26 protein-coding genes are annotated in these 25,210 nt (G+C 72.1%); 23 read left to right on the forward strand and 3 right to left on the reverse strand.

All coding sequences use genetic code 11. From position 1 onward, the window contains the following. Positions 1-19: 19 nt before the first annotated feature. Positions 20-1,066, reverse strand: a complete 1,047-nt coding sequence (locus tag VGL30_RS06165) for a CobW family GTP-binding protein (RefSeq protein WP_414694961.1) — start codon at positions 1,064-1,066, stop codon at positions 20-22. Between the two features lie 106 nt (positions 1,067-1,172). Between VGL30_RS06165 and VGL30_RS06170 the strand changes: the two genes are divergently transcribed. The 16 genes from VGL30_RS06170 (at position 1,173) to VGL30_RS06245 (ending at position 15,657) form a co-directional block, all read left to right on the forward strand. After that, the gene (locus VGL30_RS06170) at positions 1,173-2,093 is read left to right on the forward strand and encodes a cation diffusion facilitator family transporter (protein ID WP_331537885.1); all 921 of its coding nucleotides are present in this window, start codon (positions 1,173-1,175) and stop codon (positions 2,091-2,093) included. Between the two features lie 43 nt (positions 2,094-2,136). Continuing rightward, positions 2,137-3,285, forward strand: coding sequence for a serine hydrolase (locus VGL30_RS06175; RefSeq protein ID WP_331537887.1), 1,149 nt, complete (start codon positions 2,137-2,139; stop codon positions 3,283-3,285). A gap of 124 nt (positions 3,286-3,409) precedes the next feature. After that, positions 3,410-4,021 carry a 50S ribosomal protein L21 gene (gene rplU, locus VGL30_RS06180; RefSeq protein ID WP_331537889.1) on the forward strand — a complete coding sequence of 204 codons (612 nt, stop codon included), beginning with the start codon at positions 3,410-3,412 and terminating at the stop codon, positions 4,019-4,021. Between the two features lie 33 nt (positions 4,022-4,054). Next, positions 4,055-4,324 carry a 50S ribosomal protein L27 gene (gene rpmA, locus VGL30_RS06185; protein ID WP_331537891.1) on the forward strand — a complete coding sequence of 90 codons (270 nt, stop codon included), beginning with the start codon at positions 4,055-4,057 and terminating at the stop codon, positions 4,322-4,324. Positions 4,325-4,458: 134 nt separating this feature from the next. Continuing rightward, positions 4,459-4,992, forward strand: a complete 534-nt coding sequence (locus tag VGL30_RS06190) for a GNAT family N-acetyltransferase (protein WP_331537893.1) — start codon at positions 4,459-4,461, stop codon at positions 4,990-4,992. Positions 4,993-5,071: 79 nt separating this feature from the next. Continuing rightward, positions 5,072-6,103 carry a GTPase ObgE gene (gene obgE, locus VGL30_RS06195; RefSeq protein WP_331537896.1) on the forward strand — a complete coding sequence of 344 codons (1,032 nt, stop codon included), beginning with the start codon at positions 5,072-5,074 and terminating at the stop codon, positions 6,101-6,103. Continuing rightward, complete coding sequence (gene proB, locus VGL30_RS06200; RefSeq protein WP_331537899.1) at positions 6,091-7,239, forward strand: glutamate 5-kinase; 1,149 nt, start codon at positions 6,091-6,093, stop codon at positions 7,237-7,239. The genes obgE and proB overlap by 13 nt, the downstream gene beginning before the upstream one ends. 203 nt (positions 7,240-7,442) lie before the next feature. Beyond that, entirely contained in the window at positions 7,443-9,017 is a 1,575-nt protein-coding gene (locus VGL30_RS06205) for an aldehyde dehydrogenase family protein (protein ID WP_331537901.1), read from the forward strand. Between the two features lie 12 nt (positions 9,018-9,029). Further along, positions 9,030-9,701 (forward strand): nicotinate-nucleotide adenylyltransferase, encoded by a 672-nt coding sequence (locus tag VGL30_RS06210; RefSeq protein WP_331537903.1) that lies wholly within the window; start codon positions 9,030-9,032, stop codon positions 9,699-9,701. A gap of 142 nt (positions 9,702-9,843) precedes the next feature. After that, positions 9,844-10,185 carry a ribosome silencing factor gene (gene rsfS, locus VGL30_RS06215; protein WP_414694962.1) on the forward strand — a complete coding sequence of 114 codons (342 nt, stop codon included), beginning with the start codon at positions 9,844-9,846 and terminating at the stop codon, positions 10,183-10,185. Further along, entirely contained in the window at positions 10,182-10,646 is a 465-nt protein-coding gene (gene rlmH, locus VGL30_RS06220; protein ID WP_331537905.1) for a 23S rRNA (pseudouridine(1915)-N(3))-methyltransferase RlmH, read from the forward strand. The genes rsfS and rlmH overlap by 4 nt, the downstream gene beginning before the upstream one ends. After that, entirely contained in the window at positions 10,570-11,538 is a 969-nt protein-coding gene (locus VGL30_RS06225) for a murein hydrolase activator EnvC family protein (RefSeq protein ID WP_331537907.1), read from the forward strand. Before rlmH ends, VGL30_RS06225 begins: the two co-directional genes overlap by 77 nt. A 60-nt stretch (positions 11,539-11,598) precedes the next feature. Next, a complete protein-coding gene (locus tag VGL30_RS06230) occupies positions 11,599-12,999 on the forward strand; it encodes a S41 family peptidase (RefSeq protein WP_331537909.1) in 1,401 nt (466 codons plus the stop codon). Between the two features lie 277 nt (positions 13,000-13,276). Beyond that, on the forward strand, positions 13,277-14,401 hold the full coding sequence (locus VGL30_RS06235; RefSeq protein WP_331537911.1) for a divergent polysaccharide deacetylase family protein: 1,125 nt from the start codon (positions 13,277-13,279) through the stop codon (positions 14,399-14,401). Continuing rightward, the gene (locus VGL30_RS06240; protein ID WP_331537913.1) at positions 14,398-14,886 is read left to right on the forward strand and encodes an RNA pyrophosphohydrolase; all 489 of its coding nucleotides are present in this window, start codon (positions 14,398-14,400) and stop codon (positions 14,884-14,886) included. Before VGL30_RS06235 ends, VGL30_RS06240 begins: the two co-directional genes overlap by 4 nt. A 21-nt stretch (positions 14,887-14,907) precedes the next feature. Further along, positions 14,908-15,657, forward strand: a complete 750-nt coding sequence (locus VGL30_RS06245; RefSeq protein ID WP_331537915.1) for an alpha/beta hydrolase — start codon at positions 14,908-14,910, stop codon at positions 15,655-15,657. A 59-nt stretch (positions 15,658-15,716) separates the two neighbouring features. Here the strand turns inward: VGL30_RS06245 and VGL30_RS06250 are convergent, their stop codons facing one another. Next, complete coding sequence (locus VGL30_RS06250; protein WP_331537917.1) at positions 15,717-17,690, reverse strand: penicillin-binding protein 1A; 1,974 nt, start codon at positions 17,688-17,690, stop codon at positions 15,717-15,719. A gap of 318 nt (positions 17,691-18,008) precedes the next feature. Between VGL30_RS06250 and VGL30_RS06255 the strand changes: the two genes are divergently transcribed. The 7 genes from VGL30_RS06255 to VGL30_RS06285 all read left to right on the forward strand — a co-directional run bounded on the left by VGL30_RS06255 (position 18,009) and on the right by VGL30_RS06285 (position 24,406). Further along, positions 18,009-18,563: a F0F1 ATP synthase subunit delta gene (locus VGL30_RS06255; protein WP_331537968.1), complete on the forward strand. Its 555-nt coding sequence runs from the start codon at positions 18,009-18,011 to the stop codon at positions 18,561-18,563. A 5-nt stretch (positions 18,564-18,568) separates the two neighbouring features. Then, positions 18,569-20,104 (forward strand): F0F1 ATP synthase subunit alpha, encoded by a 1,536-nt coding sequence (gene atpA / locus VGL30_RS06260; RefSeq protein ID WP_331537920.1) that lies wholly within the window; start codon positions 18,569-18,571, stop codon positions 20,102-20,104. Positions 20,105-20,118: 14 nt separating this feature from the next. Beyond that, positions 20,119-20,925 carry a TylF/MycF/NovP-related O-methyltransferase gene (locus VGL30_RS06265; RefSeq protein ID WP_331537922.1) on the forward strand — a complete coding sequence of 269 codons (807 nt, stop codon included), beginning with the start codon at positions 20,119-20,121 and terminating at the stop codon, positions 20,923-20,925. Continuing rightward, positions 20,918-21,790 (forward strand): F0F1 ATP synthase subunit gamma, encoded by an 873-nt coding sequence (locus tag VGL30_RS06270; RefSeq protein WP_331537924.1) that lies wholly within the window; start codon positions 20,918-20,920, stop codon positions 21,788-21,790. Before VGL30_RS06265 ends, VGL30_RS06270 begins: the two co-directional genes overlap by 8 nt. Before the next feature lie 19 nt (positions 21,791-21,809). After that, positions 21,810-23,330, forward strand: coding sequence for a F0F1 ATP synthase subunit beta (gene atpD, locus VGL30_RS06275; RefSeq protein WP_331537926.1), 1,521 nt, complete (start codon positions 21,810-21,812; stop codon positions 23,328-23,330). 2 nt (positions 23,331-23,332) lie between these two features. After that, positions 23,333-23,596, forward strand: a complete 264-nt coding sequence (locus VGL30_RS06280; protein WP_331537928.1) for an ATP synthase F1 subunit epsilon — start codon at positions 23,333-23,335, stop codon at positions 23,594-23,596. 87 nt (positions 23,597-23,683) lie between these two features. Continuing rightward, positions 23,684-24,406 carry a hypothetical protein gene (locus VGL30_RS06285; protein WP_331537930.1) on the forward strand — a complete coding sequence of 241 codons (723 nt, stop codon included), beginning with the start codon at positions 23,684-23,686 and terminating at the stop codon, positions 24,404-24,406. Between the two features lie 51 nt (positions 24,407-24,457). Here VGL30_RS06285 and VGL30_RS06290 read toward each other — a convergent pair whose 3' ends face one another. Then, on the reverse strand, positions 24,458-25,204 hold the full coding sequence (locus tag VGL30_RS06290) for a M48 family metallopeptidase (protein ID WP_331537932.1): 747 nt from the start codon (positions 25,202-25,204) through the stop codon (positions 24,458-24,460). Between the last annotated feature and the right edge of the window lie 6 nt (positions 25,205-25,210).

Below are 25,210 nucleotides of genomic sequence, written 5' to 3' on the forward strand. Positions count from 1 at the left end.
GTTTGCGTTTGAGGGTCGCCTAAGCCGCGCAGGCCTCGAAGCCGGCCTTGAGGGCGGCCTCGTCGAGGTTGCGGCCGATGAACACCAGGCGGCTGGTGCGGGGCTTGTCCTTGGCCCATTCGCCCTGGAAGTCGCCCTCCAGGATCATGTGCACCGCCTGGAAGACCAGCCGGCGGTCTTCGGCCTTCACATCCAGGATGCCCTTGGCGCGCAGGATGTCGGGACCTTGGGCCTGCAGCACCCCGTTCAGCCAGTCGGTCACCCGCTGGCCGTCCAGCGGCCGGTCGAAGCTCAGCGACACCCCGCGGATGCCGGCCGCCGCCGCGTGGTCGAGCACCTCATCGTGGTGGTGGTCGTGGTCGTGATCGTCGTCGCAATGCTCGTCATGCACATGGCCCGCCTCGCCGTGCGCCGGATTGAGGAACTCCGGCTCCAGGCTGGTGATCCGCTCCAGGTCGAAGCCGCCGCGGCCGAGGATCTTGTCCAGCGCCACGTCCGACCGCTGCGCCCGGTGGATCGGCGCCAGCGGGTTGAGCCTGCGGATCGCCGCCTCGACCGCCGCCAGCTCCGCCTCGCTCACCAGGTCGGTCTTGTTGAGCACGATCTGGTCGGCGAAGGCGATCTGCTCGGCCGCCTCCCTGGAGTCCGCCAGCCGGAGCGGCAGGTGCTTGGCGTCCACCACGGTGGTCACGCTGTCCAGGCGGGTCTTGGCGCGCACCTCTTCGTCGACGAAGAAGGTCTGGGCCACCGGGCCCGGGTCGGCCAGGCCGGTGGTCTCGACGATGATCGCGTCGAACTTGCCCTTGCGCTTCATCAGCCCCGAGAGCACCCGGATCAGGTCGCCGCGCACCGTGCAGCAGACGCAGCCGTTGTTCATCTCGAACACCTCCTCGTCGGCGCCGACGATCAGGTCGTTGTCGATGCCGATCTCGCCGAACTCGTTGACGATCACGGCGTAGGTCTTGCCGTGGTCCTCCGAGAGGATGCGGTTGAGGAGTGTGGTCTTGCCGGCGCCGAGGTAGCCGGTCAGCACGGTCACGGGAGTCCTGTCGGTCATGGCCCACATCTAGTCGCAGCGGGCGCGTGTGCAAACCTTCCTGCAGGATTCGCGCATCGCTTGACCCGCCGGGAACGTTATACAATAACACTTTCCCCGCCCGTACGAGCCCGCCGTGACCGCCACAGATCCCCCCACGCCCCAGGCCGCGCCGCTCGACGAGTTCCGCGGCGACCGGGTCTACCTGGGCGCCGACCACGCCCGCAACGAGCGGCGCACCTGGATCGTCGCCGGCGTCTGCGCCGCGACCCTGGTGGCCCAGGTGGCGGGCGGGCTGGCCTTCCACTCCATGGCGCTCACCGCGTCGGGCCTGCACATGGGCGCGCACGTGGCGGCGCTGGGCGTGGCGGCGGCGGCCTATGCGCTGGCGCGGCGGCATGCCCAGGACGCCCGCTTCAGCTTCGGAACCGGCAAGCTGGGCTACCTGGCGGGCTTCGCCAACGCCGTGGTGCTGGCCGTCACCGCCATCGCCATCGGGGTGGAGAGCGTCCAGCGCGTCATCTCGCCCGAGGCGGTGGACTACGCCCAGGCCGTGCCCCTGGCGGTGGCGGGCCTGGCGGTGAACCTGGTCTGCGTCTGGCTGCTGCAGCCCAGCCGCGCGGTCCACGAGCACGGGGCCGACCTCAACCTCTCCGCCGCCCACCTGCACCTGTCGGCCGACGCGGCGACCTCGGTGCTGGCCATCGGCGGCCTCCTGGCCGGCCAGCGCTTCGGCTGGACCTGGACCGACCCGGCCGCGGGGCTGGTCGGCGCCGTGCTGGTGGCCAGGTTCGCCTGGAGCCTGCTCAGCCGCGCCGGCCCCGCCCTCCTGGACATGAACCCCAGCCCCGAGCTCACCGCCGAGATCCGCGCCCGCCTGGGCGCCGAGGGCGAGCGGGTGGTGGACCTGCATCTCTGGCGCCTGGGGCCCGGCCACCACGCCGCCGTCGCCGTGGTGGCGTCCGGCGCCCCCCTGCCGCCGGACGCCTACCGCGCCCGGCTGAACGGGCTGGCGGGCCTTTCCCACGTCACCGTCGAGGTGCGGCGCGAAGCGTGAGGCGCGAGCTGCGCCTTTTCCGCCCCTGCCGCGTTCAACCGTGATGGGGCGAGCTGTCCGGCGCATCCTCGACTACCTGTTCTCACCGGCGAGCCGGCTCTGGCGGTGGACGCTGGGCGCGGCCCTGGTCGTGGTCCTGCTGGGGACCGCCGCGGCCCTGACCGCAGCCCGGCCGCAGCCCGCCCTCCCCGCCGCCCACGCGGTCGCCGCGCCGCGCAAGCCCGCGCCGGCGCCCGCGGCGCTGCAGGCCGAGATCACCGCGCTCGCCGCCGGCTACGGCGAGCCGGTGGGGATCGCGGTCTCCGACGTCGAGGCCGGCTGGACCGCCCAGGCGCTGGGCGATGTCGACTTCCCGCAGCAGAGCGTCTCCAAGCTGTGGATCGCGCTGACCCTGCTGGACCAGGTGGACCACGGCGCCTACCGGCTGGAAGATCCCGTCGTGATGCGGATCGAGGACCTCAGCGTCTTCTACCAGCCGATCTTCGCGCGCTACGGCCCCGACGGCTACGCCACCACCTTCGACGACCTGCTGGCCCGCGCCCTGGTCGAGAGCGACAACGCCGCCGCCGACCGGCTGGTGCGCCAGGTGGGCGGGGCCGGGGCCATCCAGGCGACGCTGGGGCGCAAGGGCCTGACCGGCATCCGCGCCGGCGGCGAGGAGCGCGAGCTGCAGGCCCGCATCTCCGGCATGGTCTGGCGACCGGAATACGGGCTGAACAACGCCTTCAAGACCGCCCGCGCCCAGCTGCCGGCGGCGGTCCGCGACGCGGCCATGGACGCCTATCTCGCCGAGCCGCCCGACCGCGCCACGCCGGCGGGCGTCGTCCGCGCGCTGGCCGCCCTGCAGCGCGGCGAGCTGCTGTCCGCGTCCTCCACCGGGCGGATGATCGCCCTGATGACCCGGGCGACCACCGGCCCCAGGCGCCTGAAGGGCGGCCTGCCCCCGGGCTGGACCCTGGCGCACAAGACCGGCACCGGCCAGGACTGGCGCGGGGCCGCGGTGGGCATCAACGACGTGGGCCTGATCACGGCCCCCGACGGCCGCGCCTACGCCGTCGCGGTCATGATCCGCCGCACCCGCCAGCCGGTGCCGGCGCGGCTGATGTTCATGCAGGCGGTCTCCGCCGCGGTGGTCCGCCACTGGTCGGTGGAACGCGGCCTGCCGCCGCCGCCGGAGGTCCCGCCGTACTGAGCCGGCGCCCCGCCGGCGCGCGTTGACTTGCCCGGCCCTCTCTGTATAAGACCGCCCCTCTCGCCCGCGGGGCCGCTCGCGGGCGCAATGCTTTTTGCTGAAGACATTTCTTAAGGCGCCAACCATGTATGCGGTGATCAAGACCGGCGGCAAGCAGTACCGGGTGCAGCCCGGCGACGTGCTGGTCGTGGAGAAGCTCGACGGTCAGCCCGGCGCCGACGTGGCCTTTGGCGACGTGCTGATGCTGGGCGACGGCGAGGCCGTGTTCGTCGGCGCGCCGACGCTGGCCGGCGCCTCGGTCAACGCCACGCTGATCGAGACCCGCAAGGGCGAGAAGATCAAGATCTTCAAGAAGAAGCGCCGCCAGGGCTATCGCCGGACGCGGGGCCACCGCCAGTTCGAGTCCGTCCTGCGGGTCACCGGCATCACCGGCGAGGGCAAGAGCGCCACCTGGGACGGCACGGTCGACCTGACGACCAAGGCCGTGCTCGACGCCCGCGCCCGCAACCTGCGAGGTGTGGCGGAAGCCCTGGCCCCTGCCGCGGTCCCCGCCCCGGCCAAGCCGGCCGCCAAGGCCAAGCCCGCGCCTGCGGCGGAAGCTGCGGCTACGGAGGCGGTCGCCCCGGCCGAGGCCAAGACGGCGCCGGCCCGCAAGGCGGCCCCGAAGGCCGAGGCCGGAGAAGCCAAGGCCGCGCCGAAGAAGGCCGCGGCCAAGAAGACCGACAAGGACGCGTAAGGCCCAAGGGCCTTCGACAGACAGGAGAGCGCAATGGCGCACAAGAAATCAGGCGGTTCCTCGCGCAACGGGCGCGATTCGGACGGCCGCCGCCTCGGCGTGAAGAAGTTCGGCGGCGAAGCGGTGCTCGCCGGCAACATCATCATCCGCCAGCGCGGCACCAAGTTCTTCGCCGGCGACAACGTCGGCATGGGCAAGGACCATACCCTGTTCGCCAAGGTGGCGGGCGCGGTGCAGTTCCGCACCAAGAAGAACGATCGCACCTACGTGAACGTGGCGCCGTCCCCGATGGCGGCCGAATAGGGCGCGACCCCCTTGATCCGGGTCCGCCAGACAGACAGGCGGGCCGGACGGAAATCCTAGCGGGGAGTCCGGGACGCCGGACTCCCCGTTTTGGTTTTCGCAACGGCGCGACGGCGCGCCGGGAGGTTACGCAGATGCTCGAACTCGAGATCTCGCCCGTCATATCCACGGCGCGGTTGACGCTGCGCCCGCTCAAGGCGGCCGATGCGGTGCGGATGGCCCTGCTGGCCGACGACCCCGGCGTCGGGCGCATGACCACCCAGATGCCGTGGCCCTACGGCGTGGCCGACGCCGAGCGCTTCCTGCGCCGCGTGCGGGTCAACGACCCGGCGCGCGAGGCGGTGTTCGCCATCGACGCGCCGAAGCCCGGCCTGATCGGCGCGATCGGCTTCCACCCGTCCGACGCCGGGCGGGCGGAGCTGGGCTACTGGCTCGGCCGGCCGTACTGGGGCCTGGGCTACGCCGCCGAAGCGGTCGTCGCGGCCCTGGCCTGGGCGCGCGACGTCTGGGGCCGGCGGATGGTGATGGCCGGCCACTTCGCGGACAACCCCGCCTCCGGCGTGGTGCTCTGCAAGGCGGGCTTCCTCTACACCGGCGAGGTCCAGCGCCGCTGGTCGCTGGCCCGCGCCGCCGTCGCCGACACCCGGATGATGGTCTGGCTCGCCTGAGGCAAGGCGCGCCGGTTCGTGCTATGGCGAACCGGCGCGTCCACCGCCTTCTCAACCCCCGCCGCAGTTCCCGCCCCCGATGAAATTCCTCGACCAGTGCAAGATCTACATCCGCTCCGGCGACGGCGGCGGGGGCGCGGTCTCGTTCCGCCGCGAGAAGTTCATCGAGCACGGCGGCCCGGACGGCGGCGACGGCGGCCGCGGCGGCGACGTGTGGATCGAGGCGGTGGAGGGGCTGAACACCCTGATCGACTACCGCTACAAGCAGCACTTCAAGGCCCAGACCGGCGGCCACGGCATGGGCCGCGACCGTCACGGCGCCAACGCCGAGCACGTGGTGCTGAAGGTCCCCGTGGGCACCCAGGTGCTGGACGAGGACAAGGAGGCGCTGATCGCCGACCTCGACCACGAGGGCATGCGCGTCCTGCTGGCCAAGGGCGGCAACGGCGGCTTCGGCAACGCCTATTTCAAGGGCCCGATCAACCAGGCCCCGCGCTGGGCCAACCCGGGCCTGCCGGGGATCGAGCGGAACCTGTGGCTGCGGCTGAAGCTGATCGCCGACGTGGGCCTGGCGGGCCTGCCCAACGCCGGCAAGTCGACCCTGCTGGCCGCCGCCTCCGCCGCGCGGCCGAAGATCGCCGACTATCCGTTCACGACGCTGGTTCCCAATCTCGGGGTCGTCGATCTTTCCACCAGCGAGCGGTTCGTCATCGCCGACATCCCGGGCCTGATCGAGGGCGCCTCGGAGGGCGCGGGCCTGGGCGTCCGCTTCCTGGGCCATGTGGAGCGCACCGCCGTGCTGATCCACCTGGTGGACGGGACGCAAGGTGACGTGGCCGAAGCCTGGCGCACCGTCCGCCACGAGCTGGAGGCCTACGGCGAGGGCCTGGGCGACAAGACCGAAATCCTGGCGCTCAACAAGGTCGACGCCCTCGACCCCGAGACCCGCGAGCTGCGGGCCGCCGAGCTGGAGGCCGCCGCCGGCGTCGCCCCGCGCCTGGTCTCCGGCGTTTCCGGGGAGGGCGTCACGGAACTGCTGCGCGCCGCCTGGCGGGAGGTGCTCGCCCGCCGCGCCCCCGCGGCCGCGGACGACGAGGCGTGGCGTCCGTGAGCCGGCTGCAGGACGCGCGCCGTCTGGTGATCAAGGTGGGCTCGGCCCTGGTGGTGGGCGAGGCGGGGGCCGCCGACCGCGCCTGGCTGGCCGCCTTCGCCGCCGACGCCGCCCACCTGCGCGGGCGCGGCCAGCAGGTGCTGGTGGTCTCCTCCGGCGCCGTGGCCATCGGCCGCCGCAGGCTGGGCCTCACCCGCCGGGCGCTGACCCTCGCCGAAAAGCAGGCCGCCGCCGCCGCCGGCCAGTCGGCCCTGATGCGCGCCTGGGAGGAGGCCTTCGAGCCGCACGGCCTGCGGGTGGCGCAGGTGCTGCTGACCCGCGACGACACCGAGGTGCGCCGCCGCTGGCTGAATGCGCGGGCCACCGTCGACACCCTGCTGTCCCTGGGGGTGATCCCGGTGGTCAACGAGAACGACACCGTGGTCACCGAGGAGATCCGCTATGGCGACAACGACCGGCTGGCCGCCCGGGTGGCGCAGATGATCGGGGCCGACGCCCTGGTGCTGCTCTCCGACGTGGACGGCCTCTACACCGCCGACCCGCGCAACGACCCCACGGCCCGGCACCTGCCGCGGATCTCCCGCCTGACCCGCGAGATCGAGGCCATGGCCGGGGGCGCCAACGCCGGCGCGGGCGTCGGCACCGGCGGGATGACCACCAAGCTGGCCGCCGCCCGCATCGCCCAGTCCGCCGGCTGCGCCACGATCATCACCCTGGGCCGCCGCCCCTCGCCGCTGGCCGCGCTGGAGGCCGGGGCGCGGGCCACGGTGATCGAGCCCTCCGTCACGCCGGCCGCCGCCTACAAGGCCTGGATCGCGGGCAGCCTCGCCCCCGCCGGAGCGCTGACGGTGGACGCCGGCGCCGCCACGGCGCTGAAGCGCGGCAAGAGCCTGCTGGCCGCGGGCGTGTGCGGGGTGGAGGGCCGCTTCGACAAGGGCGACGCCGTGCTGGTGCGCGACGAGGCCGGCCACGAGATCGCCCGCGGCCTGGTCCGCTACGAAGCCGCCGACGCCGAACGCATCTGCGGCCTGCGCTCCGACGCCATCGAGGGGGCGCTGGGCTATACCTCGGGGCCGATGATCCACGCCGACGACCTGGCGCCGGCGGCGGCGCATCCGGAGGAGACGGGGGCGTAGGGGCGGGTCGGTCCGCCGGGGCGTCGGCCGCCAGGAACATGAGGGCCCCGACCAGGTCTTCCGGGACGCCGGGGCGGCGGATGAGCTGCCGGTTCACCACGCTCTCCATCACCGCCTGCGGCGACCGGCCGGCCCTCCCCCCAATTTGCCCCCCCGCCCAAAGACGCCTAGGTAAGGCTCGGACTGAGCATATCGGCGGGTTCATGGACGACGGCGGCGCACGGCGGACGGCGGACGCCCCTGGCGACGGGCGGCTGGAAAAGCTCGCCCCCGGCATGCCCATCGTCTACGGCGGCGACCGGATCGCCCGGGTCTCGCCGGAGCTGGCGGCGGCCTTCCAGCCCGGTGACCGGCTGATCGTGGTGCAGGAGACCGGCGCCCTGCTGCGCGTCCCCGCCGCCGAGCAGGTCCTGGCCCAGGCCGCTGTGGGCCGCGCGCTTTGCGCCTTCCATGCGCTGGCCGCGGTCTCCGACGACGCCATCAGCGCCTTCTTCGAAGCCTTCGCCGCCAACCTTGAATCCGACGCCGCCTGGGCGGAGATCGCTGCGGCCAACGCCGCCGACGTGGCTCGCGCCAAGGGCCGCGGCCGCTCCGCCACACGGCTCGAGACCACCGCCGCCATGCGCGGCGACATGGCGGCGGGCCTGCGGGCCTGGGGCCGCGCCGAGGCCGGCCGCAACCGGGTGATCGAGCGCATCGACCACGACGGCTGGAGCGTCGAGCAGGCGGCCGCACCGCTGGGCGTGGTGGGTTTCGTCTTCGAGGGGCGGCCCAACGTCTTCGCCGACGCCGCCGGCGTAATCCGCTCCGGCAACACCGTGGCGTTCCGCATCGGCTCCGACGCGCTGGCCACCGCCCAGGCCATCGTCCGCGCGGCGCTGGCGCCGGCGCTGGCCGCCACCGGCCTGCCGGAGGGCGCCGCCGTGCTGCTGGAAAGCGCCGAGCACGCCGCCGGCTGGGCGATGTTCTCCGACCCGCGCCTGGCGCTGGCCGTGGCCCGCGGCTCCGGCCCGGCGGTGGCGCAGCTGGGCGCCATCGCCCGCCAGGCCGGCACGCCCGTCAGCCTGCACGGCACGGGGGGCGCCTGGCTGGTGGCTGCGGCCGACGCCGACCCGGACCGCCTCTACGCGGCGGTGTTCCATTCGCTGGACCGCAAGGTCTGCAACACGCTGAACGTCTGCTGCGTCGCCCGCGAGGCGGCCCCGGCCCTGGTCCCGGCGGTGCTGGCGGCCGTCCAGCAGGCCGGCGAGCGGCGCAAGGGCGCCAAGCTGCACGCGGTGGGCGACGCCTTCGACCTGCTTCCCGCCGCCTGGCGCGATGCGCGCGTCCCCGTGGTCCGGGCCGAGGGCGTGCGCGAGGAGCCGCGGGTCGAGCGCCTGGCGGAAGCCGACCTCGGCCGCGAGTGGGAATGGGAGGAGACGCCGGAACTGACCCTGGCGCTGGTGAACGACGCCGCCCACGCCGCGGCGCTGTTCAACCGCTACAGCCCCCGCTTCGCGGCCAGCCTGGTGAGCGCCGACCCCGCCGCGCACGAGCGGTTCTACGCCGCGGTGGACGCCCCCTTCGTCGGCGACGGCTTCACCCGCTGGGTCGACGGGCAGTATGCGCTGAACCGGCCCGAGCTCGGCCTCTCCAACTGGCAGGGCGGCCGGCTGTTCGCCCGCGGCGGGGTGCTCTCCGGCGACGGGGTGTTCACCGTCCGCGCCCGAGCCCGCCAGTCCGACCTCCACCTCGACCGCGCCGGCGTCCCTACGCCGCCCCGCTCGACGGGGTCCTGACGCCCGATGGGCATGTGGTCGGCAGGCGCGGCCCGACGCGTGCGTCCGGGCGGACGGCCCGCGGCCCTGCGCCTGGGCTTCCCGCTCAAGCCCGGCATGCGGGTGGGCCTCTACGGCGGCTCGTTCAACCCGGCGCACGGCGGCCACGCCCACGTGGCGGAGACCGCGCGACGGCGCCTGGGCCTCGACCGGGTGATCTGGCTGGTCTCGCCGCAGAACCCGCTGAAGGCCAGCGACGAGACCGCCGGCCTCGCCGCGCGCATGGCCGGCGCCCGGGCGCTGGCCCGCGGACGGCAGATGATCGTCTCCGACGCCGAGAGCCGGATGGGGGTGCAGTACACCATCGACGCCGTCCGCCGCCTGAAAGCGCGCTTCCCCGGCGTGCATTTCGTCTGGGTGATGGGCGCCGACAGCCTGGCCTCCTTCCACCGCTGGCGCGGCTGGACGCAGATTATGCGCGAGGTCCCCGTGGCGGTGGTCTCGCGGCCGTGGATCTCGCTGAAGAGCCGGTTCGCCCACGCCGCCCGCCGGTTCGCCCACGCCCGCCTGCCCAGCCGCCGCGCGCGCCTGCTGCCCGACGCCCGCCCGCCGCGGTGGGTGTTCCTGCGCGGGCCGCTCAACTTCCAGTCCTCGACCGCGCTGCGCGAGCGCCTGCGGCGCAGCGCTCCGCTCAAGGATTCTTGAGGCGGCTGACCGGAGCCCCCACCTGTGTTAGGGTCGATCCCAGCGAGCAACATCAAGGAGCATTTCGCTGACCCCCGAACCCGCGCAGCGCGCGCCGGAGACCGCAGGCCTCGCCCTGCCCTCCACCCCCGGCCAGGACCGCGTGAGCGCCCTGGAATCTTTGATCCTGGCCCGTCTCGACGACGATAAGGCGCAGGACGTCGTTTTCGTAGACTTGAAAGGCAAGAGCGCCATGGCCGACGGCCTGGTGGTCGCCTCCGGCCGGTCGCACCGCCATGTGGGCGCCATGGCCGACCACCTGCTGCGCGCCCTGAAGGACGAGGGCTACGGCAAGGTGCGGGTCGAGGGCATGCCCCACTGCGACTGGGTGCTGATCGACGCGGGCGACGTGATCGTCCACCTGTTCCGCCCCGAAGTGCGCAGCTTCTACAACATCGAGAAGATCTGGGCGGTGGACGCGCCGCACCGCACCCAGGCGATTTGAGGATCGCGATCGTGGCGGTCGGCCGCCTGGGCCGGTCGCCGGAATCCGACCTGGTCAAGACCTACGCCGAGCGCGCCACCGCCTCGGGCCGCGCGCTCGGCCTGGGCCCCGTCGAGGTGATCGAAGTCGAAAGCCGCAAGCCCGGCAAGGCCGCCGAGGCCGAGGCGCTTCGCCCCCACCTGGCGCAGTCCTACGTCATCGCCTGCGACGAGCACGGGAGCGTGCGGACCTCCCGCGGGCTGGCCGAGGAGATCGGCCGCCTGAGGGATTCCGGCGTGCGGCGGCTCGCATTTCTGGTCGGTGGCGCCGACGGCCTCGATTCCGACCTGTTGCACGCGGCAGACTCCCGCCTGGCCTTCGGGCCGCAAACTTGGCCGCACGCCCTTGCGCGGGCGATGCTGGCTGAACAGATCTACCGCGCCGGGACGATCCTGGCGGGAGGACCCTATCATCGCGACTGAGCTCGCCCTGAAGCCGCCGGCCCGGGTCCTGGGTCTGGCCGCCGCCGTCCTGACCCTGGCGCTGGGCGCAGGCGCGGTCGCGGCGGTCAACGAGCGCGCCAGGCTGGAGCGGCTGAACCTGGAGGAGAGCGCGCTGTCCGCTCAGCAGGGCCGCAACCGCAACCAGCTCGCCCGCCTGCTCTCGGTGCTGCAGCGCCTGCGCCGCGACCCGCCGCCCGCCCTGCTGGTCAGCCCCGGCGACGCCCGCAACGCCGTGCGCGCCGCCATCCTGGTCAAGGCGATGACGCCGCAGCTGCAGGACCGCGCGCGGGTGTTCGCCGCAGAGGCCGGCGAGATCGCACGGCAGCGGCGGCTGGCCGCGGTGGAGAGCGAGGCCCTGTTCACCGCCGAGAGCGAGCGGGCCGACGGCCTGCGGGGCAGGGTCGCGGCCGACGCGTCGGACAGCCTGGTCACCGCCGAGCCCGACGTGGCCCGCCTGCCCCCATCCGGCGAGGGCGGCCGCGTCCAGCCGCAGTTCCTGCTGGCGCCCAGCCAGGGGCGCATAACCCACGCCTTCGGCAGCCTGCTGACCGGCGGCGGCCGCTCCAACGGCCTCAGCATCCTCACCGCCCGGGGCGCCGCTGTGCAAAGTCCGGGCGACGCGCTGGTGCAATACGCCGGTCCGGTGAAGGGTTGGGGCGTGATCTTGATATTAAGGATGGCGGGTGGATACCATCTGGTGCTGGCCGGCCTCGACCGGACGTCGGTGGACGTCGGACAATCCGTCGCGGTCGGCACGCCTGTCGGTTGGATGCCCGATGAGCGACAGTCGGCCTCGGAATTGTACTTCGAGGTCCGTGAGCAAGGCGTGCCGGTGAATCCGGCCCGCTGGATGCGAACCAAGGCGGGCTGAACGATCCCGGGGCCCGAACGCTTAAGGCGGCCACGCCGCAAGGGAGCCTGACGTAGGCGAATGAAAAAGTACCTGTTGATCGGCGTTTCGGCCTTCGTCCTGGGCGCCGGAACCATGGCCTATGTCAGCCAGCAGGCGATGGCCTCCGCGCAGCCGCGCGCCAAGACCTACCGGATGCTGGGCCTGTTCGGCGACGTGGTCGACACCGTCGAGCGCCAGTACGTCACCGATGTCGACGACACCAAGCTGATCGAGGCGGCCATCGACGGCATGCTGACCTCGCTCGACCCGCACTCGGGCTACCTGAACCCCGAGAGCTTCGACGAGATGCGCGACCAGACCCGCGGCGAGTACGGCGGGCTGGGCATCGAGGTCACCAGCGAAGAGGGCGTGGTCAAGGTGATCGCGCCGATGGACGGCACGCCGGCGGCGCTGGCGGGCGTCAAGGCCGGCGACTACATCACCGCCGTCAACGGCGAGAGCGTCCTGGGCCTGTCGGTCACCGAGGCGGTCAAGCAGATGCGCGGCAAGGCCGGCGAGGCCGTCACCCTGACCATCGCCCGCGAGAAGAGCGATCCCTTCGACGTCAAGATCGTGCGCGAGGTGATCAAGCCCAAGTCGGCTGTCGCCAAGATGGAGGGCGACTACGGCTACCTGCGGATCTCGGCCTTCAACGAGAAGACCACCGACGAGACCGAGGCCGCCTTCAACGAGCTGAAGCTCAAGAACCCGAAGATGAAGGGCCTGATCGTCGACCTGCGCAACAATCCCGGCGGCCTGCTCGACCAGGCGGTGGGCGTGGCGGACCTGTTCCTCGACGGCGGCGAGATCGTCTCCCAGCGCGGCCGCGACCCGCGCGACGTGGAGCGCTACAACGCTCGGCCCGGCGAGATCACCAACGGCCTGCCGATGGTGGTGCTGATCAATTCCGGCTCCGCCTCGGCCGCCGAGATCGTCGCCGGCGCCCTGCAGGACCGCAAGCGCGCTGAGCTGGTGGGCGTCACCAGCTTCGGCAAGGGCTCGGTGCAGACGGTGATCCCGCTGCGCGGCGGCCTCGACGGCGCCCTGAAGCTCACCACCGCAAAATACTTCACCCCCTCCGGGCGCTCGATCCAGAAGACCGGCATCGACCCCGACCTGGAGGTGGCCTCCACCCGCGACGAGGCCCAGTCGATCGCCAACCGCGCGTTCCAGTTCAGCGAGGCGTCGTTCCGCAACGCCCTGAACGCCGACGAGGGCAAGGTTCGCCGCGGCGCCCACCAGCCCGCCGAGGCGCCGCCGGAGGCCTATGACGTCAAGACCGGCGACTTCCAGCTCGCCCGCGCCAAGGACGTGCTGAAGTACGGCTCCGTCGCCGCCACGCCCAAGCTGCCCAAGCCCACGGCGAAGCTGGCCGAGGTCGTCTCCCGCGCCAAGGTCGCCGAGGTCAAGCCGCCGGCGGCGACCGCGACGGCGAAGTAGGCCCTCAGCCTTTCCCCCTCGATGGGGGAGAGGTCGGAGCGGGGGTGTGGCCGCCGAGTCGGAAAGAACACCCGGGCCGGCGCCGGTCGAGACCTTCACTTCGACGCCCTGCCCACGCTCCATCCAAGCCCTTCCCCCATTGAGGGGGAAGGGCTTGAAGCTTGAACCTTAAGCCCTTCGTTAACCATGATCGGGCAGGGTGCGTGGCGACGTCGTCACTTCGTCCTGGGCCATGTTCTCAAAAAAGCAGCTGCATCCTCAACCGGCCGGACCCGCCGTGTCCGCCGCGCCCCGGGCGCAGGAACTGGTGCGCCTGGCGCTGGACAGGCCCTACGTCGCCGCCGGCGGCGCGGCCCTGCTGCTGCTGATCACGCTCGTGGCCCTGATCGGCCTGACGGGCGATCCCAAGGCCGGCGAGCCGGCCGTGCGCATCTCCCTCGCGCTGTCCCCCGCCCACCCGGCGCCGCCGGGCTGGCGCGAGGCGCTGGCTCCCGATCCCACGGGCGGCCCCAGGGTCAGCGAGGGGGTGTTCGAGCTTTCCGATGCGCCGCCGCCCGCCGCCACCGCCGGCATGGGCCAGGCGATCATCACCATGTCCGGCGACCGTTCGCCGGCCCCGGGCGGCGCGGCGCTGCCGCAGGCGCCCATCGCCGGCCTCTACGTCACCGGCCCGGGCGGGCCGCTGCCGATCGTCGGCGCCGACGGCCGCACCCCCTTCGAGGCCTACGCCCGGCCCTTCGCCTCCAACGGCCGGCCGAAGATCGGCCTGATCATCGGCGGCCTGGGCCTCAACGCCAAGGCGACCCGCGAGGCCATCGAGGGCCTGCCGCCGGAGATCACCCTGTCCTTCGTGCCCTACGCCGAGGGCCTGCAGGGCTGGATAGACCTGGCCCGCGCCAACGGCCACGAGGTGCTGCTGGAAGCGCCCATGGAGCCGGTGGACTATCCGGACAACGACCCCGGCCCCTACACACTGATGACCGCGGCCTCCGGCGCCGACACCGCCAAGAAGCTGGAGTGGGTGCTGTCGCGCGCCACCGGCTACTTCGGCCTGACCAACTACCTGGGCTCGCGGTTCCTCGCCTCCGACACGGCGGTGGCCGGCATCGCAGGCGCCCTGAAGATCCGCGGCCTGGCGTTCATCGACGACGGCCAGGCGGCCCGCAAGGGCGGCGGCCTGCCGCGGGCCTCGGCCGACCGCATCGTCGACGACCAGCTTTCCGAAGGCGCCATCGACCAGCAGCTCGCCGCCCTGGAGACCGGCGCCACGCAGCGCGGCCAGGCGCTGGGCTCGGGATTCGCCTATCCCGTGACATTGACGCAGGTGGCGCATTGGGCCGAAGCAGTAGAGACTCGGGGGTTCCAACTGGCCCCCGCCTCTGCGCTTACGGTCCGTCGATGAATGACCTGGACCTCTACCGTCCCAACGTCGGCGTCGTGCTGTTCCATGCCGACGGGCGCGTCTGGCTGGGACGGCGGATCAACACGCCGGGGCCCTACAACTGGCAATTCCCGCAGGGCGGCGTCGACGCCGGCGAGGACCTGCTGACCGCCGCCCGCCGCGAGCTGCGCGAGGAGACCGGCGTCGTCACCGCCACCGTGCTAGGCCGCACAGACGGCTGGCTGACCTACGACTTTCCCGCCGACCACGGCGGCTCCAAGCAGGCCCGCGGGTGGAAAGGCCAGCGCCAGGCGTGGTTCGCCCTGCGCTTCGACGGCCAGGAGAGCGAGATCGACCTGGCGGGCCACGGCCAGCCGGAGTTCGACGCCTGGCGCTGGGGCTATCTCGCCGAGACGCCCGACCTGGTTGTGCCGTTCAAGCGCCAGGCCTATGAGGCGGTGGTGGAAGCCTTCCGACCCTTCGCCGCCCGCGCCCGCGCCGCCTGAGCCCGAACCGCCAGCCCCTGCATGCCCGCCCCCGTCGTCATGGTGCACGGCGCCTTTTGCGGCGGCTGGGCGTTCGAGGACTTCGCGCCGCCGTTCCTGGCCGCCGGCCACGCCGTCCTGCGCCCCGACCTGCCCGGCCACCGCGCCGAGGACGGGCCGGACGCGGTGAGCGGACTTTCCATGGCCGACTACGTCCGCGAGATCGCCGCCCTGTGCGCCCGCCAGGTTGAGCCGCCGGTGCTGATCGGCCATTCCCTGGGCGGGCTGGTGGCCCAGCTGGTGGCCGCCCGCACCCCGCTCTGCGCGCTCGCCCTCCTCGCCCCGTCCGCACCCTGGGGCGTGCCGGTCTCCAGCCTGGAGGAGGCGGCGGCCGCCTTCGGCGTGCAGATGATGGGGCCGTTCTGGACCGGCGCCGTGCCGCCCGATCGCGGCGTGATGGGCCATTACGCCCTGGACCGCCTCTCCCCGCCGGCCCGCGAAAAGATCCTCGCCCGCCTGCGGCCCGAGAGCGGCCGGGCGATGGCCCAGACGCTGACCTGGTGGTTCGACCCCTTCATGACCACCAGCCTGGGCGCCGGCCCGCTGAAGGTCCCGGCCCTGGCGTTCGCCGCCGAGCACGACCGCGTCCACGCCCCGGCCAGCGTCCGCCGCACGGCCACGCGCATCGGCGCCGACTACCGCCTGATCCCGGAGATGAGCCACTGGATGCTGGGCGGGCCCGGCTCCGCCGAAGCCGCCGACCTGATCCTGGCGTGGCTGGCGAAGCTTTGACGGCCGCCGCCTAAATCAAGCGCCCTGGTCCGGTCGGCGGAGGCGGACCCGAATGTCGGTCAATAGGGCGCGGCGTCCGGCTCGGCGGCGGCCGGAGGCGGCGGTTGGCCCTCCACGGGCGGCGGGGGCTGCGGGTCGAGGAGGTCGCCGATCGGGTCGTGCGCGGCCTCGCCGGGCGGCGTGACCGTCCCGCCGGGAATCGGCTGCACCCTCAGGCGCGGCAGGGCGGCGGTCATGTAGTCGCGCCAGATGCCGGCCGGCGCGCCGCCGCCGGTGACCTTCCGCATCGGCGTGTTGTCGTCGCGGCCCACCCAGACGGCGGTCACGAAGCCGCCGGTGTAGCCCACGAACCAGGCGTCCCGGTAGTCGCTGGTGGTGCCGGTCTTGCCGGCGATGTCGTAGCCAGAGACCTTGGCCCGTCCGCCGGTGCCGGCCGCGATCACCTGGCGCAGCATCTGGTTCATGTACTGCAGCGCCGGCGTGCCGATCACCGTGCGGCGCCCAGCCTTCTCCACGCCGTGGTCGTAGAGCACCCGGCCCGAGGCGGTGCGGATCCGCTCCACCCCATAGCCCTTGGCGAAGAAGCCGCCGTTGGCGAAGGGGGCGAAGGCCTGGGCCATCTCCATCGGGCTTACCTCGACGGCGCCCAGGGCCATGGAGGGGTCGAGCTGGATCTTCGAGGTGATGCCGAGGCGCCTCGCCGTGGCCGCCACGTTGCCGGTGCCCACCTCGTTGGCCAGCCGCGCGGCCACGGTGTTGATCGACTGGGCCAGGGCCGTCTGCAGGGTGATGGGGCCGAGGTAGCGGCCGGTGTAGTTCTTGGGCTCCCAGTTGCCGATCTTGATCGGCTCGTCGACCACGGTGACGTCGGGGGTGCGGCCCTGTTCCATCGCCGTCAGATAGACGAAGGGCTTGAAGGACGAGCCCGCCTGGCGCCGGGCCATCGACACCCGGTCGAACTGGCTCTGGGCGTAGGAGGCGCCGCCGACGTAGGAGCGGATCCGGCCCTCGCCGTCCAGCGCCACCAGCGCGCCCTGGCGGACGCCTTCCTTGCCGCCGGCGGCCACGCCGTTGCGCACCGCGGCCTCGGCGGCGGCCTGCAGCGGCAGGTCGAGGGTGGTCTCCACCACCAGGTCCTCGGTGGGCTCGCCCACCAGGGCGCGGACCTGGTCGTCCACCCAGTCGATGAAGTATTGCGCCCGCTGGCTGGCCAGGGTCGGGTTGACCCTTACCGGCGTGGCGAAGGCCTGGGCGCGCTGCTCGGGCGTGATGGCGTGGTCGCGGACCATCTCGTCCAGCACCACGGTCGCCCGCCGCTCCGCCCGGTCGGTGGCCGAGACCGGGCTGTAGCGCGAGGGCCCCTTCATCATCCCGGCCAGCAGCGCGGCCTCGCCCAGGGTGAGCTCGGAGGCGGGCTTGCCGAAGTAACGCTGCGAAGCCGCCTCGATCCCGTAGGCGCCGGCGCCGAAATAGACCCGGTTCAGGTAGAGGGCGAGGATCTCCTTCTTGGAGAACTTCGCCTCCAGCCACATGGCCAGGATCAGCTCCTGGGCCTTGCGCCGGTAGGTCTGGGCGGGCGTCAGGAACAGGTTGCGGGCCAGCTGCTGGGTGATGGTCGAGCCGCCCCGCAGCGCGCCGCCGTGGTGGGTGGCGTTATAGACCTGCGAGCGCACGATGCCCCAGGGGTTGAATCCCGGGTGGTAGTAGAACCAGCGGTCCTCGATGGCGATGAACGCCTTCGGCACGTAGGGCGGCAGCTTGCCCAGGTCCACCGGCGGGGCGAACTGGCTGCCGCGCACCGCCACCACCGCCCCCGAGCGGTCCAGGTAGGAGATCGAGGGCTGGCGCTTGACGTCGTACAGCTTGGAGGTGTCGGGCAGGTCGATGGCGAAGACCGCGAAGAAGGCCGCGACGAAGATCGCCGCCCACACCCCCAGCACCATGGTCCAGTAGAACAGCGTCCGCAGCGGCGACCGGCTGCGGCGGGGCGGCGGCCGACGACCGCCGGAACCTGGCGACTGCGCGTTGGCCATGTCTCGTCCTGCCGCGTGGATAGGGGGCGCCCCGCCCGGCGGGACCTTTAGCCGAAGCCGACCAAGCACGCGACAAGATTGACGAGAGATGAACGCCCGTCAGGCAGGCGCCGGGCGATCTGCAGGCAAATCGGCGGGCGACGGGGGACGGGCTTGGTTGCGGCGCCGAAAAGCGCGTGCTATCAGGCGCGCGGCTTAGGGCCAGGGGGCATTCAATCTCTGCGGCTCAGCGCGCTTTTTTCAAGCGTCTTCAAGCCTTTAGTCCGCAGTGGATATTGATCCGCCGCGGCTTTCATGACGCACCGGACGGGCAACTCAGTGGCGGACGATTCCAAGGCTTCCAATGTGGGCGAGCGCTACGCTCAGGCCCTGTTCGACCTGGCGAACGACGAAAAGACCGTGGCCGCCGTCGAGGCGGACCTGAAGTCGCTGAAGACGGCGCTGGCGGAGAGCCGTGAGCTGAAGCTGCTGCTGGCCTCGCCGGCCTTCTCGGCGGAGGACAAGGCCAAGGGGCTGGCGGGGATCGCCGCCCAGGCCGGGTTCCACGCCACCACCCGCAAGTTCCTGGGCCTGCTGGCCGCCAACGGCCGCGCCTCGGCGCTGGCCTCGGTGATCACCGGCTTCGAGGCGTTGTCCGCCGCCGCCCGCGGCGTGGTCGCCGCCAAGGTCACCACCGCCGTGCCGCTGACCGCCGCCCAGGGCAAGGGCGTCGCCGCCGCCCTGCGCCAGGCCCTGGGCAAGGACCCGGAAATCGAAACCCGCGTCGACCCCTCGATCCTTGGCGGGATCAAGGTGCAGGTCGGCTCCCGTCTGTTCGACGCTTCGCTCCGTTCGAAGCTCGACTCCCTCAAGTTCGCCCTCAAGAGAGCGTAAGACCCATGGACATCCGCGCCGCCGAGATTTCGGCCATCCTCAAGTCGCAGATCGCCAACTTCGGCGAAGAGGCCGACGTCTCCGACGTCGGCTCCGTGCTGTCGGTCGGCGACGGCATTGCCCGGGTCTTCGGCCTGGACAGCGTCCAGTCCGGCGAGATGGTCGAGTTCCCCAAGGCCGGGGTGAAGGGCATGGCCCTGAACCTGGAGCGCGACAACGTCGGCGTGGTGATCTTCGGCGAAGACCGCGCCATCAAGGAAGGCGACGAGGTCCGCCGCCTGTCGGAAATCGTCGACGTGCCGGTGGGCCGGGGCCTGCTGGGCCGGGTGGTCAACCCGCTGGGCGAGCCGATCGACGGCAAGGGCCCGCTCAAGGACGTGGCCGAGCGCCGCCGGGTGGACGTGAAGGCCCCCGGCATCATCCCGCGCAAGTCGGTGCACGAGCCGGTGCAGACCGGTCTTAAGGCCATCGACACCCTGATCCCGATCGGCCGCGGCCAGCGCGAACTGATCATCGGCGACCGCCAGACCGGCAAGACCGCCGTGGCGATCGACACCATCCTCAACCAGAAGAGCACCAACGCCTCGGGCGACGAGAGCCAGAAGCTCTACTGTATCTACGTGGCCATCGGCCAGAAGCGCTCGACCGTCGCCCAGATCGTCAAGACCCTCGAGGAGCGCGGCGCGCTCGACTATACCATCGTGGTGGCCGCCACCGCCTCGGAACCGGCCCCGCTGCAGTTCCTGGCCCCCTTCGCCGGCTGCGCCATGGGCGAGTGGTTCCGCGACAACGGCATGCACGCCGTCATCATCTACGACGACCTTTCCAAGCAGGCCGTCGCCTACCGCCAGATGTCGCTGCTGCTGCGCCGCCCGCCGGGCCGCGAAGCCTATCCGGGCGACGTGTTCTACCTGCATAGCCGCCTGCTGGAGCGGGCCGCCAAGCTGAACGAGGACAACGGCTCGGGCTCGCTGACCGCCCTGCCGCTGATCGAGACCCAGGCCAACGACGTGTCGGCCTACATCCCCACCAACGTGATCTCGATCACCGACGGCCAGATCTTCCTGGAGACCGACCTGTTCTTCCAGGGCATCCGCCCGGCCGTGAACGTCGGCATCAGCGTGAGCCGCGTGGGCTCCTCGGCGCAGATCAAGGCGATGAAGCAGGTGGCCGGCCCCATCAAGGGCGAGCTCGCCCAGTACCGGGAAATGGCCGCCTTCGCGAAGTTCGGCTCCGACCTCGACGCCGCCACCCAGAAGATGCTGGCGCGCGGCGAACGGCTCACCGAGCTCCTGAAGCAGCCGCAGTACTCGCCGCTGGCGGTGGAGGAGCAGGTCTGCTCGATCTACGCCGGCACTCGCGGCTACCTGGACGGCATCGCCACCGCCGACGTGGGCCGCTTCGAGCAGGAGTTCCTGGCCCTGATGCACAACAAGCACCAGCCGCTCCTCGACAAGATCCGCACCGGGCGCGAGCTGAAGCCGGAGCTGGAGGAAGAGCTGAAGACCGCGCTCTCCGGCTTCGTCGAAACCTTCGGCTGAGGACGGGCCCAGGCTTGCCGACCCCCTCCACATTGGAGCGCTGCGGGTACCCGCCGCTGAGCCTGCCTGCGTCCGCCGTGACGCCGGGGGTGCACGGCGGCCGCGCGCCCTATGAGGGCTACCAGCGCGGGGTGGGGCTGGAGTACGGCGGCCTGCGCGCGGCGGTGGAGGGCCACCCGCTCTACCAGGAGGCCCTGCAGGCCGCGACCGGCCGCACGGTGATGTCGGGCGACCGGCTGAAGAACCTGTTCCTGATCGTGGCGGTGTTCTTCGACGCGCTGGAAAGCCGCAACATCATCGAGTTCGGCTGCTACAAGGGCGGCAGCGTGCTGTTCTTCGCCACCCTCCTGAAGCGCCTCTATCCGAAGGCCAAGGTCTATGGCCTGGACACCTTCAAGGGCATGCCGCGCAACGACCGCGAGCTCGACCTGCACGGCGAGGGCGAGTTCGCCGACACCTCCGTCGAAGACATCCGCAAGGCCGCCCGGGCGCTGCGCCTGGACAACGTCATCCTGGTCGAGGGCCTGGTGCAGGATACCTTCCCCTCAGGCGCGCCGCGCGACGCGGCCTTCGGCCTGGCGCACATCGACCTCGACCTTTACGCGCCGATCAAATATGTCCAGGACGCCGTCTGGGGCCGCATGACGCCCGGCGGCTATGTGGTCTATGACGACGCCACCGCCTCCACGTGCATCGGCGCGACCCAGGCGGTGGAAGAGCTCATCGCCGACCGGCGCGTGCACAGCGAGCAGGTCTTCCCCCACTTCGTTTTCCGCGCCGGCCTCGACGCCGGCCAAGGACTGAATACGCTTCATGGCTAGCCTGAAGGACATGCGCAACCAGATCGGAAGCGTGAAAGCCACGCAGAAGATCACCAAGGCGATGCAGATGGTCGCGGCGGCGAAGCTGCGCCGTTCGCAGGACGCCGCCCAGAGCGCACGGCCCTACGCGGCCCGCATGGCCGCCGTCATCGCCAACCTGGCCCGCGGCGTCTCCGGCGACGGCGCGCCGCAGCTGCTGGTGGGCACGGGCTCCGACCGGCGCCACCTGGTGGTGGTCGCCACCGCCGACCGCGGCCTGTCCGGCGGCTTCAACTCCGGCATCGTGCGCTTCGCCCGCGACCGCATCGGCGGCCTGCTGGCCGAAGGCAAGGACGTGCGGATCATCACCGTCGGCAAGAAGGCCCGTGACCAGCTGCGCCGCCTCTACGGCGACCGCTTCGTCGCCCACTTCGACGCCGGCGGCAGCCCGTCGCTGGAGGTCGCCGAAGCGGTGGCCACAGGCATCCGCGCCCGCTTCGAGGCCGGCGAGACCGACGTGGTCACCCTGTTCTTCAGCCACTTCAAGTCGGTGGTCACCCAGACCCCCACCGCCCAGCAGCTGATCCCCGCCGTCGTCGGTGGCGACGCCCCCGCCCTGGACCTGAAGGGCGCCGCCTACGAGTACGAGCCCGACGAGGAGGGCATCCTCGCCGCCCTGCTGCCGCGCAACATCACCACCCAGGTGTTCTCGGCCATGCTGGAAAACCAGGCCGGCTTCTTCGCCGCCCAGATGACCGCCATGGACAACGCCACCCGCAACGCCGGCGACATGATCTCGGCGCTGACGCTGAAGTACAACCGCACACGCCAGGCGCAGATCACCAAGGAGCTGATCGAGATCATCTCCGGCGCCGAAGCGCTCTAGACCGAAAGAGTTGGATCAAATGGCTACGACCACCGCCAAGAAGCCCCCCGCCGCGAAGAAGACGCCCGCCGCGGCCGCCGCCTCCGGCGCGCCCGCCGTCCAGCGCGTGGCCACGGGGCGCATCGTCCAGGTCATCGGCGCCGTCGTCGACGTGGAGTTCGAAGGCCACCTGCCGGCGATCATGAACGCCCTTGAGACCACCAACATCGACCAGCGGACCGGCCAGCCGTTCCGCCTGGTGCTCGAGGTGGCCCAGCACCTGGGCGAGAACACCGTGCGCACCATCGCCATGGACACCTCCGAAGGCCTGACCCGCGGCCAGCCGGTGACGGACACCGGCAGCGCGATCACCGTGCCCGTGGGGCCGGCGACGCTCGGCCGGATCATGAACGTCATCGGCGACCCGATCGACGAAGCCGGGCCGATCGCCTGGACGTTCTCGAGCCCGATCCACCGCGAGGCCCCCTCCTTCGCCGAGCAGGCCACCTCGGCCGAGGTGCTGGTCACCGGCATCAAGGTGGTGGACCTGCTCTGCCCCTACACCAAGGGCGGCAAGATCGGCCTGTTCGGCGGCGCCGGCGTCGGCAAGACCGTCACCATGCAGGAGCTGATCAACAACATCGCCAAGGCCTACGGCGGCTACTCCGTGCTGGCGGGCGTCGGCGAGCGGACCCGCGAGGGCAACGACCTCTACCACGAGATGATCGAGTCCGGCGTGAACCAGGCCGGCGGCGGCGGCGAGAGCCGCTGCAGCCTGGTCTACGGCCAGATGAACGAGCCCCCCGGCGCCCGCGCCCGCGTGGCGCTCACCGGCCTGGTCCAGGCGGAGTACTTCCGCGACCAGGAGGGCAAGGACGTTCTGCTGTTCATCGACAACATCTTCCGCTTCACCCAGGCCGGTTCGGAAGTGTCGGCGCTGCTGGGCCGCATCCCCTCCGCCGTGGGCTACCAGCCGACGCTGGCCACCGAGATGGGCAACCTGCAGGAGCGGATCACCTCCACCTCCAAGGGCTCGATTACCTCGGTGCAGGCGATCTACGTGCCCGCCGACGACCTGACCGACCCGGCGCCGGCCACCTCCTTCGCCCACCTGGACGCCACCACCGTCTTGTCGCGCGACATCGCCGCCCAGGCCATCTTCCCCGCCGTGGACCCGCTGGACTCCACCTCGCGGATCATGGACCCGCTGGTGATCGGCGAGGAGCACTATCAGGTGGCCCGCCGGGTGCAGGAGATCCTGCAGCAGTACAAGGCGCTGAAGGACATCATCGCCATCCTGGGCATGGACGAGCTGTCGGAAGACGACAAGCTGATCGTGGCCCGCGCCCGCAAGATCAGCCGCTTCCTGTCGCAGCCCTTCCACGTCGCCGAGCAGTTCACCAACATGCCCGGCATCTTCGTGCCGCTGGAGGACACCATCCGCTCGTTCAAGGCGGTGTGCGACGGCGAGTACGACCACCTGCCGGAGCAGGCCTTCTACAACGTCGGCACCATCGACGACGCGGTCCGCAAGGCCGAGCAGCTGGCGGCGGAAGCGTAGGCATGGCCGACAAGCTGCACTTTTCCCTGGTCTCGCCGGAGCGGGAGCTGTTCTCCGGCGAGGTCGACCAGGTGGACGCCCCGGGCTCCGAAGGCGACTTCGGCGTCCTGGCCGGTCACGCCCCGTTCATGACCGCCCTGAAAGAAGGACGGGTGACGGTCCACGACGAGGGCCGGCTGACGGTGTACGAGGTGCGGGGCGGGTTCGCGGACGTGACCCCGGAGGGCCTGACCATCCTCGCCGAGCACGCCCAGCCGGCCGCGTAGGGGACTCCGCTACACTGAAGGTTGACGCGGAGCGCGTCGTCTCCGCATCGTTCACGCCGTGACGACAAACAAGCCAGGAAGCCCTCCATGCGCACCGCCCTCGTCAGTTTGATCGCCCTCGCCGGCCTGGCGACCTCCGCCCAGGCGCAGCAGGCCGCCCCCACAGCTCCGGCGGCGCAGCCGGCCACAGCCGCGACGCCGGCCCCGGTTGCGACTCCGGCTCCCGCAGCGCCCCCCGCCTCGCCGCCGGCAGGCGCCCCGGCCTCCTCGCCGCAGGCGCCGGCCGGCAGCACCCAGTCCGCTCCCCAGCCCGAGGCCGCGGCCAACCCCACCCTGCCCACCACCGGCGACGGCGCCACGGTGCTGAACGTGCTGCAGAACGTCTGCGTGCCTGCGGTGAAGGCGGGCGACCTCGACGCGCGCGCCAAGGCGCTGGGCATGAAGAAGAGCCGCAACGGCGTCTGGTCCATAGGCCTCGGCGGCGACAAGGCCTATACCGTGGCCGTCCAGCCGCAGGGCTCCAACAGGAACGTCTGCCAAGTGGAGATCCACTACGCGGTGGGGACGGAGAAGCCGATCGTCACGGCGCTGAACATCTACGCCTTCCTGCATCAGCCGGAGATGCCGATGCAGCGCAACGACTTCATCGTCGGCCAGGACAACATCAAGCGGGTCACCCTGTCGTGGGAATACTACACCGACAAGGTCTCCACCGGCCTCGTGCTGGTGCAGCAGAAGAAGGCCGACGGCTCCCCGCTCAATCCCCGCTTCGACACCGCCAGCCTGCTGTACAGCGAACGGACATTCTGAGGACCCGCGTGCCCCGTCCATAGCCATGCCCCCCCGTAGGGGAGAGGATGGCTACGCCTCCGTCCCGAAGGCGTGCAGCCGCGCGCCATGCGCCCTGAGCCACGCCCGGTGCGGGCGCGCGTCGAAGCCCAGCGCCCTGACGTGCGCCCAGAAGCGCGGCCCGTGGTTGGGCGCCAGGAGGTGGGCGCACTCGTGGGCGGCCACATAGTCGGCCACGGCGAAGGGCGCCAGCGCCAGGCGCCAGGAGTAGCGGATCGCCGCCGCCCCCCGCCCGGCGCCCGCCGGCGAGCAGGACCCCCAGCGCGAGCGCGGGTCGCCCACCGCCACCTCCGGCATGGCCGCCCCCAGCGCCGCGGCGTGCGCCGCCGTCCGCCCGGTCAGCACGGCCAGCGCCCGCAACCGGATCTGCCGCGACACCGCTCGGGCGAAGCCCTCGCCCTCGCCCAGGGCGCAGATCCGCGCCGGCTCCGCGCCCTGCGCCTCGATCCAGCGCGCCCGGCCTGCGCCCGCCTCCAGACGCACGGGGACGCCGAACACCTCCAGCGCCATCCCCGCCGCCAGCGGCCAGCCGCCGGGCAGCTCCGCCAGCCGCTCGGCGATCCACGCCTCCCGCGACCGGGCGAAGGCCAGCGCCTCGGGCAGGCGGCGAACGGTGGGGGCGGTGGCGACGATCTCGCGCCGCGTGCGGTCGAGCCTGAGCGACACCCGCCGGGCCTGGCGGTTCACCTTCAGGCGGACGGGGGCGCCGGCCACTTCCAGCCGGTCGCCGTCGGACAACGCGCGGCGCAACAGGGACATGCGTCC

Source organism: Phenylobacterium sp. (assembly GCF_036502675.1).
Lineage (GTDB): Bacteria > Pseudomonadota > Alphaproteobacteria > Caulobacterales > Caulobacteraceae > Phenylobacterium.

Coding starts and splice junctions, on each gene's coding strand:
- VGL30_RS06165 (WP_414694961.1), bottom strand. CDS start 1,066: ATGTGGGCCATGACCGACAGGACTCCCGTGACCGTGCTGACCGGCTAC.
- VGL30_RS06175 (WP_331537887.1), top strand. CDS start 2,137: ATGGGGCGAGCTGTCCGGCGCATCCTCGACTACCTGTTCTCACCGGCG.
- rplU (WP_331537889.1), top strand. CDS start 3,410: ATGTATGCGGTGATCAAGACCGGCGGCAAGCAGTACCGGGTGCAGCCC.
- rpmA (WP_331537891.1), top strand. CDS start 4,055: ATGGCGCACAAGAAATCAGGCGGTTCCTCGCGCAACGGGCGCGATTCG.
- VGL30_RS06190 (WP_331537893.1), top strand. CDS start 4,459: ATGCTCGAACTCGAGATCTCGCCCGTCATATCCACGGCGCGGTTGACG.
- obgE (WP_331537896.1), top strand. CDS start 5,072: ATGAAATTCCTCGACCAGTGCAAGATCTACATCCGCTCCGGCGACGGC.
- VGL30_RS06205 (WP_331537901.1), top strand. CDS start 7,443: ATGGACGACGGCGGCGCACGGCGGACGGCGGACGCCCCTGGCGACGGG.
- VGL30_RS06210 (WP_331537903.1), top strand. CDS start 9,030: ATGTGGTCGGCAGGCGCGGCCCGACGCGTGCGTCCGGGCGGACGGCCC.
- VGL30_RS06230 (WP_331537909.1), top strand. CDS start 11,599: ATGAAAAAGTACCTGTTGATCGGCGTTTCGGCCTTCGTCCTGGGCGCC.
- VGL30_RS06240 (WP_331537913.1), top strand. CDS start 14,398: ATGAATGACCTGGACCTCTACCGTCCCAACGTCGGCGTCGTGCTGTTC.
- VGL30_RS06245 (WP_331537915.1), top strand. CDS start 14,908: ATGCCCGCCCCCGTCGTCATGGTGCACGGCGCCTTTTGCGGCGGCTGG.
- VGL30_RS06250 (WP_331537917.1), bottom strand. CDS start 17,690: ATGGCCAACGCGCAGTCGCCAGGTTCCGGCGGTCGTCGGCCGCCGCCC.
- atpA (WP_331537920.1), top strand. CDS start 18,569: ATGGACATCCGCGCCGCCGAGATTTCGGCCATCCTCAAGTCGCAGATC.
- VGL30_RS06270 (WP_331537924.1), top strand. CDS start 20,918: ATGGCTAGCCTGAAGGACATGCGCAACCAGATCGGAAGCGTGAAAGCC.
- atpD (WP_331537926.1), top strand. CDS start 21,810: ATGGCTACGACCACCGCCAAGAAGCCCCCCGCCGCGAAGAAGACGCCC.
- VGL30_RS06280 (WP_331537928.1), top strand. CDS start 23,333: ATGGCCGACAAGCTGCACTTTTCCCTGGTCTCGCCGGAGCGGGAGCTG.
- VGL30_RS06285 (WP_331537930.1), top strand. CDS start 23,684: ATGCGCACCGCCCTCGTCAGTTTGATCGCCCTCGCCGGCCTGGCGACC.
- VGL30_RS06290 (WP_331537932.1), bottom strand. CDS start 25,204: ATGTCCCTGTTGCGCCGCGCGTTGTCCGACGGCGACCGGCTGGAAGTG.